This window comes from Allobosea sp. P2_B12, assembly GCF_056404835.1.
Map to the genome: position 1 here is coordinate 202052 of NZ_JBFUDG010000007.1, position 17071 is coordinate 219122.

Consider the following 17071-nt stretch of genomic DNA (forward strand, 5'->3'; position numbering starts at 1 on the left):
GATCCACGGCCGCATCAGGCGGCCCCGTCACGCAGGACGATGGTGTCGATATGGCCCGCTATCGCCTGCGACAGGCCTTCGCCATCGCGGGCCTCGAGCAAGGCGAGCAGCACGCGATGCCGCGCCGCGGTCTCGGTCAGCGAGCGGCGGTGGCCTGGAGCCCAGAGTTTCGAGCGGTGCGAATGCAGGGTGCAGCGGGTCAGAATCTGTTCGAGGGCGTCCAGTCCCGCGAGCCGGAAGATTGTCAGGTGAAAGGCCATGTCGAGGATGATGAGGGCATATTCGTCCCCGGCCACGGCAACGGCGTCCATATCGGCCTGAATGGCCCGCAACCGCTCCAGGCTGCCGGGCTCGACATGCTGGACTGCCCGCAGCGCCCCGCGAATCTCGATGCGGCGGCGCAGGGCCAGAATTTCCTCCGCCTCTTCGGGGTCGAGCCGGGTCACCATCGTGCCGCGATGGCCCGAGCGGGCGACGAGCCCATCCTCCTGCAGGCGCAGGAGTGCCTCCCGGATCGGGCCTTGGCTGCAGCCGTGTTCTCGCGCCATGCCCAGTTCGGTGAGGGCGCTTTCGGGGCGCAACTCATTCAGCATGATCTGCCGCTTCAGCGACTCGTAGACGACGTCACGCGGCCTTCTGATCAGATTGGGCAAGAGTGCATTCATCAATATCAATAATGATAATCACGTGTGAGGAGTCAAGGAGTTTGTCTTGCAACATCTCGGCTATGCCGCCTGCTTTGCGCTCGCAAGCGGCGTGGCGATGATCGCTGCGCCGATCGCCTCGGTGTTGTGCGGCAACGCGGCTGGAATTCGCCGCCACCCGCCCGAGTTTCCGGTGGCCCAGCCCTAGGCGCCGAAGATATCATCATTGATGCAGCGCCTGCCGCAAGCGCTCGCCTTGGGGCGACAAGCTCGTCCTGCCGGGGCGAGCGCCCCAACGCGATTTTCAGAACCGATCTGCTCGACAACAGGGCTGCCGACCGGCTGATGGAGCGCTTCGCCAAAACCCATCCGGACGGCGACTGGCGCGCCGGCCTGTTTGCACGCAGGCCGGGTCGGAAGCCGACCCTACCCGTAGGCGGTGGAACCATCGGGCCGCCGGGGCACTTTTCGCTCCCAATGCACATAGTCCTCCTTGCCGAGGACCTCCATGTCCATCTCGACGCCCCAGCCCGGACGGTCGGGCCGCAAGTCGAGATAGCCGTCCTTGGGAAGATAGGGATCCTTGACATACCAGGCGCCCTGCGAGCGGTCGGCCTTGGTGTTGGCGTCGCCGCTGCCGTCACCGAAGATGTACCCCGGACCTTGCGGGAGCCGGTATTCGAGGATGCGGAAATTCGGCTGCGCGGCCGAGAAATGCAGATTGATGGCGGTCGCCAGCGGGCCCATCGGATTGTGCGGCGCGACCGTGACGTGATGGGCCTCGGCGATCGCGGCGATCTTGCGCATTTCGAGCAGGCCGCCGACGACGCAGATGTCGGGCTGGATGATGTCGCAGCCCCTGACGGACAGCAGGCGCAGGAACTCGTAGCGGCTGTAGAGCGATTCACCCGTCGCCAGCGTGCAGTCGAGCCGGCTCTTCAGTTCGCCCCAGGCTTCGAAATTCTCGGGCCGCAGCGGTTCCTCGAAGAACAGGGGGTCATAGGGCGCCAGTGCATTGCCGAGCTGGATTGCCTGCCCGACCTCGAAGATCTTGGCGTGGGCGTCGAAGGCGATATCGTAGTCGGAGCGCACGGTCTCGCGCAGACCCCGGAAATACTCGGCGCTGGCGCGCACCACCTCGCCCCAGCGATGGGCGTGCATGTCGATGCGCCAGGGGCTGAGCTTGAACGCGGTCAACCCCCATGTCTCGTTGAGCGCATCGAACTCGTCGCGGGCGATCGCAGGATCGGGCGCGGTGTAGACGCCGGCATAGACGCGCACCCGGTCGCGGACATGGCCGCCGAGGAGCTGGTAGACCGGCACTCCGAGCGCCTTGGCCGAGATCTCCCACAGGCAATGATCGATCGCGGAGATCGCCGCCAGGCCCAGCGCGCCCGGCGGGAAACGGCACTGCTGCATCAGATACTGGATCAGATATTCGATCCGGCGCGGATCCTGCCCCTTGATGAAGAGGAAGAGATAGTCGAGCAGCGGCTGCAGCGCCTTGTCGGGGCCGTGATTGTAGCATTCGCCCCAGCCGGTCAGGCCGTCATCGGTGTCGATGGCGATGACGAGTCGCGGGCGGTCCTTGTCACGGGTCATGTAGGCGCGCAGCCGGTCGATCTTCATGGGCGTCCTCCGGTGGTGCAGGAGCGCCGTGGCGCGCCGCCCTTCAGGTCTGGTTGGATGCATGGCGCGCAACGCAGCGCGCGTCTGTCAGGCCGCGGTGTAGCGGTGCCGGTTGTGGATGCTGCGGGCCCGCGGATCAGGCCGCGGGATCGCCGAGAGCAGCGCCTGCGTATAAGCGTGCCGCGGCGCGTCGCAGACCTGCTCGGCCGTTCCGGTCTCGACGATCGTTCCGCGATACATCACCGCCACCCGGTCGCACATGTAGCGGATGACGCCGATATCGTGGCTGATGAAGACATAGGACAGGCCGAGCTTGTCCTGCAGGTTCATCATCAGGTCGAGCACATGCGAACGGACGGAGACGTCCAGCGCCGAGGTCGCCTCGTCGGCGACGATTATGCGCGGGTTGAGCGAGATCGCCCGCGCGATGCCGATGCGCTGGCGCTGGCCGCCGGAGAAGGCGTGCGGATAGCGCTCCCTCCAGGACGGCTCGAGCCCGACCTGGCTGAGGAGGTCGGCCACGCGATCGTCGAGTTCCTTGCCCTTGGCGATGCCGTTGACCAAGAGCGGCTCGCCGACGATCTGAGCCACCGTCATGCGCGGGTTGAGCGACCCGACCGGATCCTGGAAGATCATGCGGATCTCGCGCCTGCAGGCCTTCAGCGTCTGCGCATCGGCCTTGAGCAGATCGACGACACTGCCATCCGTCCGGCGGTAATCTATGGCCCCGCCTTGCGGCTCGTAGACCCGCAGCAGGCAGCGCCCCATCGTCGTCTTGCCCGAACCGGACTCGCCGACGATGCCGAGCGTCTCGCCCGGCTTCAGATCGAGTGACACGTCGTCGACCGCCTTGAGCGAGCCGAAATGCATCTGCAGGTTGCGCACCTGCAGAACGGGCAGCGCATCCTCCGGGATCGGCGGCCGGCGCAGGCGGATCTCCGCCTTCTGCTCGAGCTTCAGCACGGAGCCGATCAGCATGCGGGTATAGTCGTCCTTGGGCGCATGGAAGATCGTATCGACCGGGCCGCTCTCCTTGATCTTGCCGTAGTGCATGACCAGCACCTCGTCGGCGATCTCGGCCACCACGCCCATATCATGGGTGATGAACATCACAGCCATGCCGTGCTGTTGCTGCAGCCGCTTGATCAGGTCGAGGATTTCGGCCTGCGTCGTGACGTCGAGCGCCGTCGTCGGTTCATCGGCGATCAGGAGCGAGGGGTTGCAGGCCAGCGACATCGCGATCATGACGCGCTGGCGCATGCCGCCGGAGAACTCGAAGGTGTAGCGATCGACCGCGGCGTCCGGCTTGGGGATTTCGACCTGGGTGAGCAACTCGACGCAGCGCGCGCGGGCGTCCTTCTTGCTCATCTTCAGATGCAGCCGCAGCACCTCCATGATCTGGTCGCCGACCGTATGAACCGGCGACAGCGACGACATGGGCTCTTGGAAGATCATCGCGATCTCGCGTCCGCGGACCGCGCGAATCTCGCGGCCGCGCGGGTTGAGCCCGGCCAGATCGACCGACGAGCCATCGAGCCGGTTGAGCATGATCGAGCCCGAGACGATACGGCCGGGCGCATCGACGATCTGCAAGATCGAGCGTGCGGTGACGCTCTTGCCAGAACCGCTTTCGCCGACGATGCACAGGGTCTTGCCACGGTGGAGCGTGAAAGAGACGCCATCGACGGCCTTGACCACGCCGTTGCGCACGGGGAAGTGCGTGACGAGGTCGCGGACCTCGAGGATGGGCTGGGACGGTGCGGCGCGCTGTTCCAGATGGGACGCGAGATCGGTCACATTCATTTGTTGTACGGGTCTGCGGCGTCGCGCAACCCGTCTCCCAGGAAGTTGAGGGCGATCACGGCGATCACCACAGCGACGCCGGGCGCAAACAGCCAGGGCGCGGTCGCAATCGAGCGAATATTCTGGGCCTCGCGGAGCAGCACGCCCCAGGAGATCGTCGGCGGCTGCAGACCGAGGCCCAGGAAGCTGAGCGAGGTCTCCGCCAGGATCATCGCGGGGATCGCGAGCGAGACCGAGGCGATGATGTGGCTGGCGAAGCTCGGCAGCATGTGGCGGAAGATCACGCGCCCTTCCGAGGCGCCGTCGAGCCTGGCAGCCGTGACGAACTCCTCCGTGCGCAGGCTGAGGAAGCGGCCGCGCACCACGCGGGCAAGCTGGGCCCAGCCCGTGAGCGACAGGATCAGCGTGATCATGAAGTAGTTCAGCGTGGCCGGCCAATCCTGCGGCAGCGCCGCCGACAAGGCGAGCCAGATCGGTATGCTCGGCAGCGACAGCACGAACTCGACGACGCGCTGCACGGCGAAATCGATGCGCCCGCCATAATAGCCGGAGATGCCGCCCAGCAGCACGCCGATGGTCAGCGACAGGAGCACACCGACGAGGCCGACCGACAGCGAGATCTGGGCGCCCTGCATGATCCGGCTGTAGACGCAGCGGCCGAGACGATCGGCCCCCAGCAGGAAGATCGGCTGCGCCTTGTTCTCGCTGGCGATGAGATGCGTCGTCGTGCTGAACAGCCCGAGCAGCTTGTATTCATAGCCCTCGCCGAAGAACCGGACATAGCTCTTGCGGGTCTTGTCCTCGCTATAGACCGCCGCCAGCGTCTGCGGATCGCGCTTGAAGACGTAAGGGTAGATGTAGGGACGGATCGCCCAACTGCCATCGGCTGCCGTATCGAAGAGATGGATCGCCTGCGGCGGATAGAACGCCGCGCGGGCATTCTGCTGCCAGGGGTCGTTGATGGCGAAGAAGCCCGGCACCAGCGCAATGATGTACAGGAAGATCGTGATGCACAGGCCCACCATCGCCAGGCGATGGCGCTTGAACGCCCACCAGACGAGCTGCCATTGCGAGGCGACGGCGAGCCGCTTGGTGTCGATGGATGCAAGAGCCGTGTCGGTCATGGGCTATTCCAGCCTGATGCGGGGATCGACGAGGGCGAGCAGGATGTCGCTGATCAGCGAGCCGACGAGCGTCAGCGTGCAGATCAGCAGCACGAAAGCCCCGGCGAGATACATGTCCTGGCTCATCAGCGACTGCAGCAGCAGGGGCCCCGCGGTCTGCAGGCTGAGGACGATGGCGACGATGATCGAGCCCGAAACCAGGTTCGGCAGCAGCCAGGAGATCGTCGAGATGAACGGATTGAGCGCCAGCCGCACCGGATACTTCAGCAGCAGGTGAAACTCAGACAGGCCCTTGGCGCGAGCCGTGGTGACATAGGGCTTGTGAAGCTCGTCGAGCATGTTGGCGCGCATGACGCGGATCAGGCTCGCGGTGCCGGACACGGCCAGGATGATGACCGGAATCCAGAGATGCTTCGCCAGGTCGATCATCTTGGCGATGCTCCAGGGCGCGGTGAGATACTGTTCGGAGAACAGTCCGCCGACCTCTTGCCCGTATTCGACGGCGGCAATATACATCAGCACGAGCGCGAGCAGGAAGCTCGGCACGGCGAGCCCAAGAAAGCTCAGGAAGGTGACGATGTAGTCGCCGATCGAGTATTTCTTGACGGCCGAGAAGATGCCGATCGGCAGCGCGATGCCCCAGGTTGCGAGCAGCGTCGAGAAAGTCAGGACCAGCGTCAGCGCCATGCGCTCCCAGATCAGGTCTCCGACCGGCTGCTGCCACTCGAAGCTGATGCCGAAATCACCCCGCAGCACGATGCCGGTGATCCATTTGAAGTATTGCACGATCATCGGCTGATCGAGCCCGAAGCGGGCCCTCAGATCGGCTGCGGTGTTCTGGTCTACCACCTCGTTGGAGGCGGCGAGCGTCGCGATATAGCTCGTGACGTAGTCGCCCGGCGGCAGCTGGATCAGCACGAAGGCCAGGAAACTGACGACGACGAGCGAGGGCACCATCCAGAGGAGGCGCTTGGCGATGAAGAGGAGCATGGGACTGCCTGTCTCGATGCGAAGGAGCCCGGCTGCGCCTTGAGCGTGGCCGGGCTCGTGCAGATCACGTCGTGAAGAAGAACTGCTGCGGCAGAGCCGGGCCCGGATTGGGCCAGGACCAGGCGTTGGGATATTTCGCCGGCACGTTCTGCAGGTTGTTCTTGGCAATGCCGAAGGCATTGACCGCCAGGCAGATGCCGATCGTCTCGAACGCCTCGGCCGTCAGGTCGAAGAGCTGCTTCATCAGCTCGCCGCGCTTCTGCAGATCGGCCGTGGCGCGGGCCTGGTCGTAGAGCTTCATGCGCTGCTTCTGGCTCTCGGGCGGCTCCTGGCCGTCCTTGCCGCCCGACACATACCAGAGCGTCCATGGAATCGCGTAGCGCGAGCCCTGCGGGTGCTGGGCGAGGTAGTCGCGCGGGTCGAGCATCGGGTCGAGGCCACCCGGCCCCGGCCAGACCGCGGCGTCATGGTCGTTGCTATCGCCGCGCGTGTAGAAGAGCGCGCGCTCGATCGTGTTGACCTTGATGTCGACGCCGATATCGGCCCAGTGGCGCTTCACCAGTTCGAGCGCATCAACCTGGTCGGGATAGAGCGTCGGGATCACGTCGATGGCGAAGAACACCTTCTGGCCGTCGGGCCGGAGGCGGATGCCGCTGGAATCCTTCTTGGCGTAGCCCAGCTTGTCGAGGATCACATTGGCCTGGGCCGCGTCGAAGCCGGTGAACTGCTCGGCCAGCGTCTTGTGATACCAGGGATGGCCCGGGCGCGGACCGGTCTGGTAGGGCTGCGACTGGCCGAGATAGACCAGGTCGATGATCTCTTTGCGGTCGAGCCCGAGAGAGAGCGCCTTGCGGAACTCCTTGTTGGCGAACATCTCGCGCATCTTCGGGTCCTTGTGCGTCATGTTCAGATAGATCTGAACCTGCTGCGCCGAGGAGTTGACGAGCTCGATCAGCCGATAGCCGCCCTTCTGCATGTTCTGGGAGAGGGTCGGCTTGTTCTGCAGCGTGTCGATATGGCGCTCCTGGATATCCAGGCGACCCGAGATCGCGTCGAGCATCAGCGACTCGACATCCTGCGAGATGCTGAAGGTCAGCCGGTCGATGTAGGGCAGCTGGTTGCCGGAGGTGTCGACCTGCCAGAAATAGGGATTGCGCTCCATCACCACACGGGTCGTGCCGCCGGTATAGGCTTCCTTGACCACCCAGGGGTCGAGCGTCGGCTTGTCGACATTGCCCCAGCGCGCGGGAATTTCGATGTCGCCGCATTTGTTGCGGAACAGCGCCGCCCAGTCGGAGAGGTTCGCCGCCTTCACGAGGTCGGCGACGCTCGTATTGTACTTGGGATGGAACTGGCTGCAGTAGTGCTTGGCATAGAGGGTCGGATACTGGCCGAGCGGCGTGGCAAGCTGCTCGAGGAACAGCGCGAAGGAGCCGGCGAAGGCGATCTTCACTGTCGTCTCATCGATCTTCGTGGCCGTGCAGGCCTTGCCGTTGATGACCAGCGTCGAGGGCGCCGATTTGAACAGGTCCGGGTTCTTGGCGCAGTCCTCGATCGAGAAGACGACGTCGTCAGCGGTAAAGGGCTTGCCGTCCGACCACTTCATGCCCTTGCGCAGATAGAAGGTGAACTCGCTGGAATCCGCATTGACCTCCCATTTGTCGGCGACATTGGGCAGGACCTCGGTGAAGGCGAGGTTCCAGCGCACGAGGCCCTGGTTGCCGACCAGACGCAGGATACCGTTATGGTCCGATGAGCCGCGCAGGCCGCGCCGAAGCGCGCCGCCATAGCGGCCGACCTTCTCCACCGCAACGACCATCGGATTGGCGGGGAGACGCTCGGCCAGCCCCGGCAATTTGCCGTCCGCCGTCATCTTGGCCAGTGCCGGAGCCTCTTTGGCGGCCTGGGCCATCGCGCCCTGCGGGATCGCCGACAGCGCGGCTGCGCCGGCGAGACCTTTCAGCACGTCGCGGCGGCCAACGCCGCGCGCTCCATCAGACCCGTTCTTCGAGTTCATCATTGTACCCTCCCTGTTGAATTCATGGCCATTTTTGGCCTTATCTCGTTGTTCGAAGCTTGGCTTCGGCGTACCGCCGGCCCGGGTTTCTCCCCCGGTCCGGCGGTACGATTCATGTTACCCCGATGCGCATCCGTCCCCAAATGGCCCCACCCGGCGCCAGCACGCGCATGCCTGTGCCAGCGACTCCGCGCGAGGCGAGATTGAAGGCGTCGGCGACATGGCTCACCGGCTCGATACAGAGATAGGCCCCGCCCGGCGGAACATGGACGACGAGGTGATCGAAAGGCTGGTCGGCCTCGATCGTGATCGTCGCACCATCCTGCCGCGTGATCACGGCGCGCCCGTCCCAGCCGGCATAGTAGAGCGTAAAGGGCGCGCCATCATGCCGCCGGTCCTGCTGGCGCGCGGAACCTTCGAGGCGGCGTAGCCGGGTGGCGCAGCCATCCTCGTCCTGCTCCCACTCGCCCTGCGCGGAAAAGCGGATGCTGTCGCCACGCGCGACCGCAAAATAGGGGTGGAGACCAAGACCCACCGGCATATCGGTGTCCGCATGGCTCTCGACGCCGATCTCATGGGTCATTCCGGCAGGATCGAGCGTGATCTTCTGGATGGCCTCGAACATCCACGGCCAGGCATCTGAGGCCTGGGCGGGATCGTGCCGATAGCGGATCTCGATCTGTGCCGCACTCCGCTGCGTCACGCGCCATTCCCGCAACTGGCTGAAGCCATGCAGCGCATGCGGCTCACAGGCCGGATGCGCTGCCAGCCCGACCTCGCGCCCGCCGAACGAGAAGGCGCCGGCCCGGATGCGGTTTGAAAAGGGAGCCAGCGGATAGGTGCCTGCCTTGGGCCAGAACAGCGGGTCGAAGCCGCGATCGTCCATCGGCATCAGCACCTCGGCGCGCTGGCCGGCCGCCTCGCGCCAGAAAGCGGCGACCCGCCCGCCCGCTGCTGGCCGTACCAGAGCCCGCAGTGCCCCCGCCGACAGGCCGAGCGGCTGCGGGGAGCCCCGTTCCAACATCAGCGCTGACGCGTCCTCGGGGATCATAGCACTCGTGTCTTGCTACGGCTGATATTTCAGATATCAGACTCAGCCATAGGATTTGCCTCCGGCTTCGTCAACGCAGCATTTCGAAGCCACCGCTTTTCTCGTAACCGCGCCGCCGCGGCAGGGAGGATTGTCGTTTGACGCTTGCAGTGGGCCGCGAGGTGAGGCCGCGCTGCCTGACTGCTGTTGACCTTGGCGCCCACGCGGGAGGCTTGCCGGCGGGCCTGCGCCTCATTCAGTTCCGATCGAGACCGACCACCTGGAGACAGCCATGGGCCTGACAAGACCGACAGCCATCCGCACCCTGCTGATCACGGGTGGGATGGGCCAGATCGGCCGGAAGCTGCGGAGGCAGATGAGCGCTCGGTTCGAACATGTACGTATTCTCGATCGCGTCGATCGTGGCGATCTCGCCGCCAATGAGGAGATCGTCCTTGGCGACATCGCCGATCTTGCAGCGGTCGATGCGTCGATGGCGGGCGTCGATGGCGTGATCCACATGGCCGGAATCAACCACGACGCCGAATTCGAGACGATCCTGCAGAGCAATGTCGTCGGCATCTGGAACATCTACGATTCGGCGCGGCGTCATGGCGTCGGCCGTATCGTCAACGGCTCGAGCAATCATGCGGTCGGGTTCTATCCGCGCCACCAGCGGATCGACGCCACGGTCCTGCCCCGCCCCGACAGTTGCTATGGGCTGAGCAAGTGCTGGGGAGAGGCAGTCGGGGCGCTGCACGCCGACAAATACGGGATCGCGAGCCTGCATGTGCGCATCGGCAATGCCGCCGAGGTGCCTGGCAACGCGCGCAGCCTCAGGCTCTGGATCAGTGCGCGCGACCTGGCCCAGCTTTGCATGATCGGGCTGGAACACCCCGATATCCACAACACCATCGTTTATGGCGTCTCCGCCAATTCCGGCTCCTGGTATGACAATGCGGAAGCCGAGCGGCTCGGCTACAGTCCCCAGGACAGCGCTGACGACTATGCGGAGGCTGTGATGGCGGCTGAAACCGGGGTCACCAGTCACCCGGTGGCGCTCTATTTCCAGGGCGGCGATTTCTGCGCGCAGGGCTATACCGGCTCGGCCCTGCCGCCAGTCGAGCCGAGCGCCTGAGTCACATTTTTCGTCCGATCCTCGATCACCTTTCGGAAACCTCCATGCGCATCACCGATGTTCGGGTGACCCCCGTCGCCTTTCGCGATCCGCCCCTCCTCAATGTGGCGGGCGTCCACGAACCCTGGGCACTGCGCAGCATCATCGAGGTCGAGACGGCCGATGGCCGCATCGGGCTGGGAGAGAGCTATGGCGATCTCGAAACCCTGGCCAATCTGGAAAAGGCGAGGCCCGGGCTCATCGGCCTCGATCCCTTCGACCTCAACGGGCTCGCCCGGGTGGTCTATGCTGTCGTTGGCGGCGATCCCGACCCCGGCCAGACCTACCTGCCGGGCGGCGACAAGGCACGCGCCTCGGCGCTCGCCGCGTTCGAGGTGGCTTTCCTGGATCTCCAGGGCCAGCTTCTCGATCGGCCACTCTACGAAATCCTGGGCGGCAAGGTCCGCGACCGCGTCCCCTACAGCGCCTATCTGTTCTACAAGTTTGCCCGGCACAAGGACGACCCCGGCTATCCTGCCGACGATTGGGGCGAGGCGCTTTCGCATGAGCAGGTGGTCGGACAGGCGCGCCGCATGGTCGATGAGTTCGGCTTCGGTTCGATCAAGCTCAAGGCCGGCGTCTTCGAACCGGAATTCGAGATCGAGACACTGCGGCACCTGCGCCGCGCCTTCCCGGATCATCCGCTGCGGATCGACCCCAATGGCGGCTGGTCGGTGGAGACGACGCGCCGCCTGATGCCGCAGCTCGAGGGTCTGCTGGAATATCTGGAAGACCCGGTGAAGACTCTGATTGAGATGGGCGAGGTCGCAACGTTCTCGCCGATGCCCCTCGCCACCAACATGGTCACGATCGCGTTCGGGCACATACCAGAGACGATTCGCCTGAACGCCGTGCAGGTCGTGCTGTCGGACCATCACTATTGGGGCGGACTTCGCGCAACGCAGCATCTCGCCCATCTCGGGCGCGTGTTCGGCTTCGGTATATCCATGCACTCGAACTCGCATCTCGGCATCAGCCTGGCGGCGATGACCCATGTCGGCGCAGCGATTCCGAACCTCGCTTATGCCTGCGACACGCACTACCCTTGGCAGGTGGAGGAGGTCATCGAGGGCGGCAAGCTGCCGATTGAAGACGGATCCGTGGCGCCGCCTCCAGGTCCCGGGCTTGGCGTCAAACTGGATCGCGACGCCCTCGCACGGCTCCACCGGCAATATCTGGACTGCGGCATCCGGGTGAGGGACGATGCTGGCGAGATGCGAAAGCACCGTCCCGATTTCGATCCAAGGCGCCCGCGCTTCTGAGCGGCGTCAGGGGGCCGCACCGACGCCGCCGCACCAGCAGGGCCTGCGCTTGTATCGAGCGGGCGGGCCTCGATCATGCCACCTGCCTCGTTGGGTGGGGTCAAGGCGGGCCTCGCCCTCATAGCAGCTTCTCACCCCCGGGTTTCAGCTGCGAATCGTGGCGGAGGCGCTGTCGGTGCAGGGTGTAGAGACCGCTGCCGACGATCAGCGCAATGCCGGCGAAAGCGATCCTGTCCGGCGTCTCACCCCAGACCAGCCAGCCGATCAGCACGGCGACGAGAACGACGGAATAGCGATAGCCCGCGACGACGCCAACATTGGTGTTGCGGAACGCGCTGATGATGCAGAAGCTGGCCGCTGTCACCAGCAGCGCCGCCAGCCCGAGATAGAGCAGCTCGATGCGCCAGGGCGATTGCCAAGTTTCGACCAGGCCCATGCCGAAGCCCAGCAGCCCAACGAGGATCATCGCGGCCAGCGAGACGATCGTCGAGGGGATATCGTTGCTGATGAAACGGGTTGTCAGGTCGCGTATGGCGACGAGGCCGGTGCTGGCGAGCGCGATGAGTGCGGCTGCGCTGAAGCCGTCGGCGCTCGGGCGCATGACGATCAGCACACCGACGAAGCCGATCACGAGGGCCAGCGTCCGGTGCCAACCGATGACCTCGATCCGCAGCACTGCGGCGAGCAGGACGATGAGCAGGGGCGAGGCCATCACGATCGCCGTGATGTTGGCGAGCGGCAGCAGCCCCAGCGCCCAGTTGAAGGTCAGCGCGCCCAGCGCTTCAACACCTGCGCGCGCAAGCACCAGCGGCCGTATCGCCAGCGGGAGCTTGCGCGTGTCGCCCATGAGTACGACCAGCACCAGGCCCGCCAGAATGGCGAAGACCGTGCGCAGCGCCACCGCTTGTCCGGCCGGAAAGGCCTCGCGGGCGAGCTTCATCAGGGCGTCGTTGCAGCAGAAGAGCGACATCGCCGCCAGCATCGCGATGATGCCGCGGCGGTTCTGGGCGGCGGTGGCCAAGGTTGTTCCTGTCAGAGCCGGGCGGGCTCGAGCGTCGTCGCGAGAAAGGGAGAAGGCGGAAATTTCGAAGGCTGCGGCCACTGATCGAGAGGTCGGCAAGGGTTTTGCCGATCCGCGTGGCGAACTTGGAGCGGTGGCCTGAGCTGGCTTAGCCGAGCACGGCCTGCGCCCAGCGCGCCGTTGGCTTCCGCCCTGGCTTCATCCGCCGACCGCGGGAACGGCCGCGGGTTTCTCTCAGGAGCTAGCCCCACCTCGCCAGCGATGGCGCGAGCGCCCGGTCGGGATCAGCCGCGCCGTTTCGATCCGGCGCCATAGCCGTCGGTCGAGCTCGGGAAACACCCTATCCTGCCACGCTGCTGACTGCCGGAGCCGGGATCGATGGGTTTCTTCGGCTTCTGCGTTCGAAAAGGCCGAAATCCAGACGAATACAGGTTCACCTTCGCGGACAGGAAGCCGGGGAAACGAGTTTCTCTCCGCTGCTGTGACGAAAGTCGCGTCGATCCTGGCGCCAGCCTGCTCGATGAGGGGCCTCGCCTCGGTCTCGAAGAATGCCGCGAATTCCTGTTCGCGCCCCGGAGCGAGCGAGCAGATCGAGGTGGTGACCAGACCCTTGTCGGCTGGAACCGGTGCGCTTGTCCTGCGCGCAGACGTCGGGACGAAGTCCGAACCGAGACGTCCGGGCGCGAGCAGCAGCACATTGTCCGAATTGACCATGGTTGCGTTCGCGGCAGACCCGAAACGGTTCCAGGCCTCGCCATTGTAGAAGGTGGCGAGAGCTTCCGCACGGGCGTCGATGTTTTCAAAAGAGCGGAGCCATACGAAGCCGTTGGGATCGTCCACATCGCGATAGATCGCCGGAACGTCGATTCCGACGGCCTGCTGAGTGTGAACGAACTCGCGCTCGAACAGTGTGAGGAGATCGTCGAACGCGCCGGGCTTCAACCGATAGCGCCGGAGCTCGAAAAGGTTGGACATCGACGCATCCCCCCAAACAGGTCGTCCATCCTGTTTTACAGGATAGTTGACCTGTTTTGTCAATCACCTATTTTGGCAGGCCATGGATCTGAACGGTGAGGAGGGAAGCGTGCGGCGACGGGCAGAGCGCAACGACCCCCATGGCCTGCGCACCGCGATCGTCGACAGGGCGTTCGAGGCCTTCGCGGCCGACGGCTTCGGCTCGACCTCGATTGGCGACCTGAAGGCGTCCATGGGTATTTCCGGCGGGGCGTTCGCACACCATTTTCCGACCAAGAAGGCGTTGGGTCTGGCCGTCATACGCGACCGTGTCGCGGCCGCGATCGAGACCACCTGGATTGATCCGATCCGTCGCGCACCCGATGCCGTCGCCGGCCTCGACGGCGTGTTCCTTTCGGTGATCGACACGTTGGACAGCAACGGCAAGGTATCCGGCTGCCCGCTCGGGAATCTGGCCGTCGAATTGTCACGGCAGGACGACGACCTCCGACTGGAAATGGAGGCGATCTATGCGCGCTGGCGCGCGGTTATCGCCGAGCGCCTGTCGCATTGGGCATCGGAAGACCCGGCGGGGTCCGACGTGGCGGCCGACCTCGCTGCGCTCGTCGTGGCGACGTTTACGGGCGGGATCGCTATGGCAAAGGCCTCGCAAACGTCGGAACCGCTGCGACGAAGCTGGCAGATGCTTCGGTCCTTGCTATCCGCGGGCTGACTTTTGCGCTCTGGATCACCTGAAGTCGTGTGGACCGACGAAATCCGCGTCGGACTCAAACGAAACGGCCTCCGGGAAACCCGGGCGGTTCACTCCTGGAAAAATGCCAAGCCATGAAGCTTCTCTACCAGACCCATTCGCCCTATGCCCGGAAGGCTCTCGTCTTCGCCCATGAAGTCGGCCTCGCTGGTGTCATCGAGGTCGTCAATCACGAGACCAGTCCGGTTCGCCGCAACCAGGCGGTTTTCGCCGCCAACCCACTGGGAAAAGTTCCGGTGCTGCTGCGCCCGGGCCTGTCCGCTTTGTTCGATTCCGATGTGATCTGCGCCTATCTCAACACGCTCCATGACCTCACATCACTATTTCCAAGCACGGGCGAGGCGCGGTGGGCGGCGCTGCGCATGCAGGCGGTCGCGCAGGGCATGGCCGATGCCGGCATAGCCCTGCGCTGGGAAACCGTGCGCCGACCGCAGGCGCAACGTTATCCCGCCCTGGCGGAGGGCCATGCGGGCAAGCTGATTGCGGCCTATGATTGGCTGGAGGCTGAGCTGACCGATCCGGGGCCCCTCCACATCGGGCACATCGCCGTTGCCACGGCGCTCGATTGGCTGGAGTTCCGCAGCCTGTCCGATTTTCGCAAGGGACGCCCGACGCTAACACGCTGGTTCGACGACTTCGCCCGGCGCCCTTCCATGCTTGCGACGCCACTTTCGGGCGAAACGCAAGATTGACCAGACGCAGCCTGGTTGAGCGTTCTCGGTCATGAAAACGATCATATGACGGAGTTCGCTCGGGGCCGTTTGCGGCGATTTTGTTTCACTGCGGCAAACTTCGGTCTTCCCTACAGGGTCTCCCGACCGAGCCGCGATTTTGGAGCTTGACGACATGGCGTCCGCGCCTTAACTTAACTCTATGGTTAAGTTTCAAGAGACGCAGCTCGATCGCACCTTTTCCGCCCTGTCGGACCCGACGAGGCGGGCGCTGCTCGCACGCCTCGAGGGGCAGGACACCGTGTCCGTCAGCGAGCTCGCGCAACCCTTCGCGATGTCGCTGCCGGCCGTGATGAAGCATCTCGACGTCTTGTCGGATGCCGGGCTGATCACGCGGACGAAGACGGGACGCACCGTCTCCTGCCGCCTCAATGCCGATCCGATGGAGGAGGCGATGGGCTGGCTCGCACGCTACCAGCGATTTTGGACGCAGCGCCTCGACGCGCTGGAGGCCATGCTGAACGAGCGCCGCCGGGAAGGCGGCCAGGACGACGGCGCAAACGGCGGTGCCGGCGCCTGAGGCGTAACGGGGGAGGGTGGATGCCATGGACAAGCGGGTCGAGACGACGCCCAGCCTGACGATGAAGCGGCGGCTGAATGCCTCGCCGGCCGAGGTCTTCCAGGCCTGGACGGATCCCGAGCTTCTCGTTCGCTGGTTCGGGCCCGAGAACGTCAGGACGATGGAAGCGCAGGTCGATCCACGGATCGGCGGCGGCTATCGCGTCGTCATGCTCGAGGACACCGGCGAGCGCCACGAGGTCTCCGGCAGTTATCACGAGGTGGTCGAGAACGAGCGGCTGGTCTTCAGCTGGTCCTGGGTGACGACGCCGGAGCGCGTCTCGCGCGTGACGGTGACGTTCAAGCCCGATGGCGAAGCCACGATCCTGACGTTGCTCCATGAGAAGCTCTTCGACGAGCAGGCGGTCAAGGGCCACACCCATGGCTGGACCGGCTCGCTCGTCAAGCTGGAGGAGCTGTTCGCCTGACGAAGAGGCATCGGCCGACGACCTGTCTCGCAAGCCGATGCCGCAAGCAGACCAAGGGGGAAAACCGCCGGGCCACAGCCTGCTCCGGGGCCAAAACCTGGTTCAGGCAATGCCTGGCTCAGCAAGGAGACGAGACCATGCAGCACCAGATCGTATCCCGCGACGAATGGATCGCCGCGCGCAAGGCGCATCTCGCCCGCGAGAAGGAGTTCACCCGCCAGCGCGACGCGCTCAGCGCCGAAAGGCGCGCGCTGCCCTGGGTGAAGGTCGACAAGAACTATGTCTTCGAGGATGGCACCGGCCGCCGGACGCTCGCCGATCTCTTCGGCGCCAACAGCCAGCTCGTGATCTATCATTTCATGTTTGGGCCGGGTGTGAAGGAAGGCTGCCCCGGCTGCTCCTTCCTGGCCGACCACTTCGATGGCCCCAACCAGCATCTCAAGCACCACGACGTCAGTCTGGTCGCCGTCTCGCGGGCGCCCTATGCCGAGTTCCAGCCGTTCCGGAAGCGCATGGGCTGGGAGTTCGACTGGATCTCCTCGGCCGGCAGCGACTTCAATGCCGACTTCCACGTCACGCCGAGCGAGGCTGAACGCGCCGCCGGCCGCTACGAGTATAATTACGAGATGCATGACGGCCAGGGCGGCGAGATGCCGGGCTTCAGCGTCTTCTACCGCGACGACAAGGGCGAGATCTTCCACACCTACTCGACCTATGGCCGCGGCGGGGATCTCATGATCGGCGCCTACAACTTTCTCGACATGATGCCGAAGGGCCGCAACGAGGAGGAGATCATGGACTGGATGCGCCACCATGATCGCTACGAGGACAAGCCGCGGGCCAGCGCCAGCGTCATGCCGGTGGCGGCCGTCGCCTCGTGCTGCGGCTGAAGCGCGACAAAGCGCGGCGGCGGGCACGGCGCCCGCCGTCG

The 17071-nt window shown here is 64.9% G+C and carries 17 protein-coding genes; 8 read left to right on the forward strand and 9 right to left on the reverse strand.

Going from position 1 to position 17071, the window contains the following annotated elements:
• Positions 1 to 14: 14 nt before the first annotated feature.
• Entirely contained in the window at positions 15 to 653 is a 639-nt protein-coding gene (locus AC1DYU_RS18270; protein WP_476792862.1) for a GntR family transcriptional regulator, read from the reverse strand.
• Between the two features lie 58 nt (positions 654 to 711).
• On the opposite strand from AC1DYU_RS18270, the gene AC1DYU_RS18275 reads away from it, so the two are divergent.
• The gene (locus AC1DYU_RS18275) at positions 712 to 852 is read left to right on the forward strand and encodes a hypothetical protein (protein WP_476792863.1); all 141 of its coding nucleotides are present in this window, start codon (positions 712 to 714) and stop codon (positions 850 to 852) included.
• Positions 853 to 1070: 218 nt separating this feature from the next.
• On the opposite strand, the gene AC1DYU_RS18280 is transcribed toward AC1DYU_RS18275, so the two are convergent.
• The 6 genes from AC1DYU_RS18280 to AC1DYU_RS18305 form a co-directional block, all read right to left on the reverse strand.
• Positions 1071 to 2273, reverse strand: coding sequence for a mandelate racemase/muconate lactonizing enzyme family protein (locus tag AC1DYU_RS18280; RefSeq protein ID WP_476792864.1), 1203 nt, complete (start codon positions 2271 to 2273; stop codon positions 1071 to 1073).
• An 87-nt stretch (positions 2274 to 2360) separates the two neighbouring features.
• Positions 2361 to 4076 carry an ABC transporter ATP-binding protein gene (locus AC1DYU_RS18285; RefSeq protein ID WP_476792865.1) on the reverse strand — a complete coding sequence of 572 codons (1716 nt, stop codon included), beginning with the start codon at positions 4074 to 4076 and terminating at the stop codon, positions 2361 to 2363.
• The gene (locus tag AC1DYU_RS18290; protein WP_476792866.1) at positions 4073 to 5200 is read right to left on the reverse strand and encodes an ABC transporter permease; all 1128 of its coding nucleotides are present in this window, start codon (positions 5198 to 5200) and stop codon (positions 4073 to 4075) included. The genes AC1DYU_RS18285 and AC1DYU_RS18290 overlap by 4 nt, the downstream gene beginning before the upstream one ends.
• Positions 5201 to 5203: 3 nt before the next feature.
• Complete coding sequence (locus AC1DYU_RS18295; RefSeq protein WP_158485410.1) at positions 5204 to 6190, reverse strand: ABC transporter permease; 987 nt, start codon at positions 6188 to 6190, stop codon at positions 5204 to 5206.
• Between the two features lie 64 nt (positions 6191 to 6254).
• Positions 6255 to 8207 carry an ABC transporter substrate-binding protein gene (locus AC1DYU_RS18300; protein ID WP_476792867.1) on the reverse strand — a complete coding sequence of 651 codons (1953 nt, stop codon included), beginning with the start codon at positions 8205 to 8207 and terminating at the stop codon, positions 6255 to 6257.
• 112 nt (positions 8208 to 8319) lie between these two features.
• Positions 8320 to 9231 carry an aldose 1-epimerase gene (locus AC1DYU_RS18305; protein ID WP_476792868.1) on the reverse strand — a complete coding sequence of 304 codons (912 nt, stop codon included), beginning with the start codon at positions 9229 to 9231 and terminating at the stop codon, positions 8320 to 8322.
• A gap of 298 nt (positions 9232 to 9529) precedes the next feature.
• Between AC1DYU_RS18305 and AC1DYU_RS18310 the strand changes: the two genes are divergently transcribed.
• Both AC1DYU_RS18310 and AC1DYU_RS18315 read left to right on the forward strand, forming a co-directional pair.
• A complete protein-coding gene (locus AC1DYU_RS18310) occupies positions 9530 to 10375 on the forward strand; it encodes an NAD-dependent epimerase/dehydratase family protein (protein ID WP_476792869.1) in 846 nt (281 codons plus the stop codon).
• A 44-nt stretch (positions 10376 to 10419) separates the two neighbouring features.
• Positions 10420 to 11676: a glucarate dehydratase family protein gene (locus AC1DYU_RS18315; RefSeq protein ID WP_476792870.1), complete on the forward strand. Its 1257-nt coding sequence runs from the start codon at positions 10420 to 10422 to the stop codon at positions 11674 to 11676.
• Between the two features lie 118 nt (positions 11677 to 11794).
• Here AC1DYU_RS18315 and AC1DYU_RS18320 read toward each other — a convergent pair whose 3' ends face one another.
• Positions 11795 to 12697: a DMT family transporter gene (locus tag AC1DYU_RS18320; protein WP_476792871.1), complete on the reverse strand. Its 903-nt coding sequence runs from the start codon at positions 12695 to 12697 to the stop codon at positions 11795 to 11797.
• 234 nt (positions 12698 to 12931) lie between these two features.
• Positions 12932 to 13672 carry an NIPSNAP family protein gene (locus tag AC1DYU_RS18325; protein ID WP_476792872.1) on the reverse strand — a complete coding sequence of 247 codons (741 nt, stop codon included), beginning with the start codon at positions 13670 to 13672 and terminating at the stop codon, positions 12932 to 12934.
• A 46-nt stretch (positions 13673 to 13718) separates the two neighbouring features.
• Between AC1DYU_RS18325 and AC1DYU_RS18330 the strand changes: the two genes are divergently transcribed.
• From AC1DYU_RS18330 to AC1DYU_RS18350, 5 genes are all read left to right on the forward strand, one after another.
• Positions 13719 to 14384: a TetR/AcrR family transcriptional regulator gene (locus AC1DYU_RS18330; protein WP_476792873.1), complete on the forward strand. Its 666-nt coding sequence runs from the start codon at positions 13719 to 13721 to the stop codon at positions 14382 to 14384.
• 113 nt (positions 14385 to 14497) lie between these two features.
• On the forward strand, positions 14498 to 15115 hold the full coding sequence (locus AC1DYU_RS18335) for a glutathione S-transferase family protein (RefSeq protein ID WP_476792874.1): 618 nt from the start codon (positions 14498 to 14500) through the stop codon (positions 15113 to 15115).
• A 181-nt stretch (positions 15116 to 15296) separates the two neighbouring features.
• Positions 15297 to 15674 carry an ArsR/SmtB family transcription factor gene (locus tag AC1DYU_RS18340; RefSeq protein WP_476792875.1) on the forward strand — a complete coding sequence of 126 codons (378 nt, stop codon included), beginning with the start codon at positions 15297 to 15299 and terminating at the stop codon, positions 15672 to 15674.
• 25 nt (positions 15675 to 15699) lie between these two features.
• A complete protein-coding gene (locus tag AC1DYU_RS18345) occupies positions 15700 to 16140 on the forward strand; it encodes an SRPBCC family protein (protein WP_476792876.1) in 441 nt (146 codons plus the stop codon).
• 137 nt (positions 16141 to 16277) lie between these two features.
• On the forward strand, positions 16278 to 17030 hold the full coding sequence (locus tag AC1DYU_RS18350; RefSeq protein ID WP_476792877.1) for a DUF899 domain-containing protein: 753 nt from the start codon (positions 16278 to 16280) through the stop codon (positions 17028 to 17030).
• The last annotated feature ends 41 nt before the right edge of the window (positions 17031 to 17071 follow it).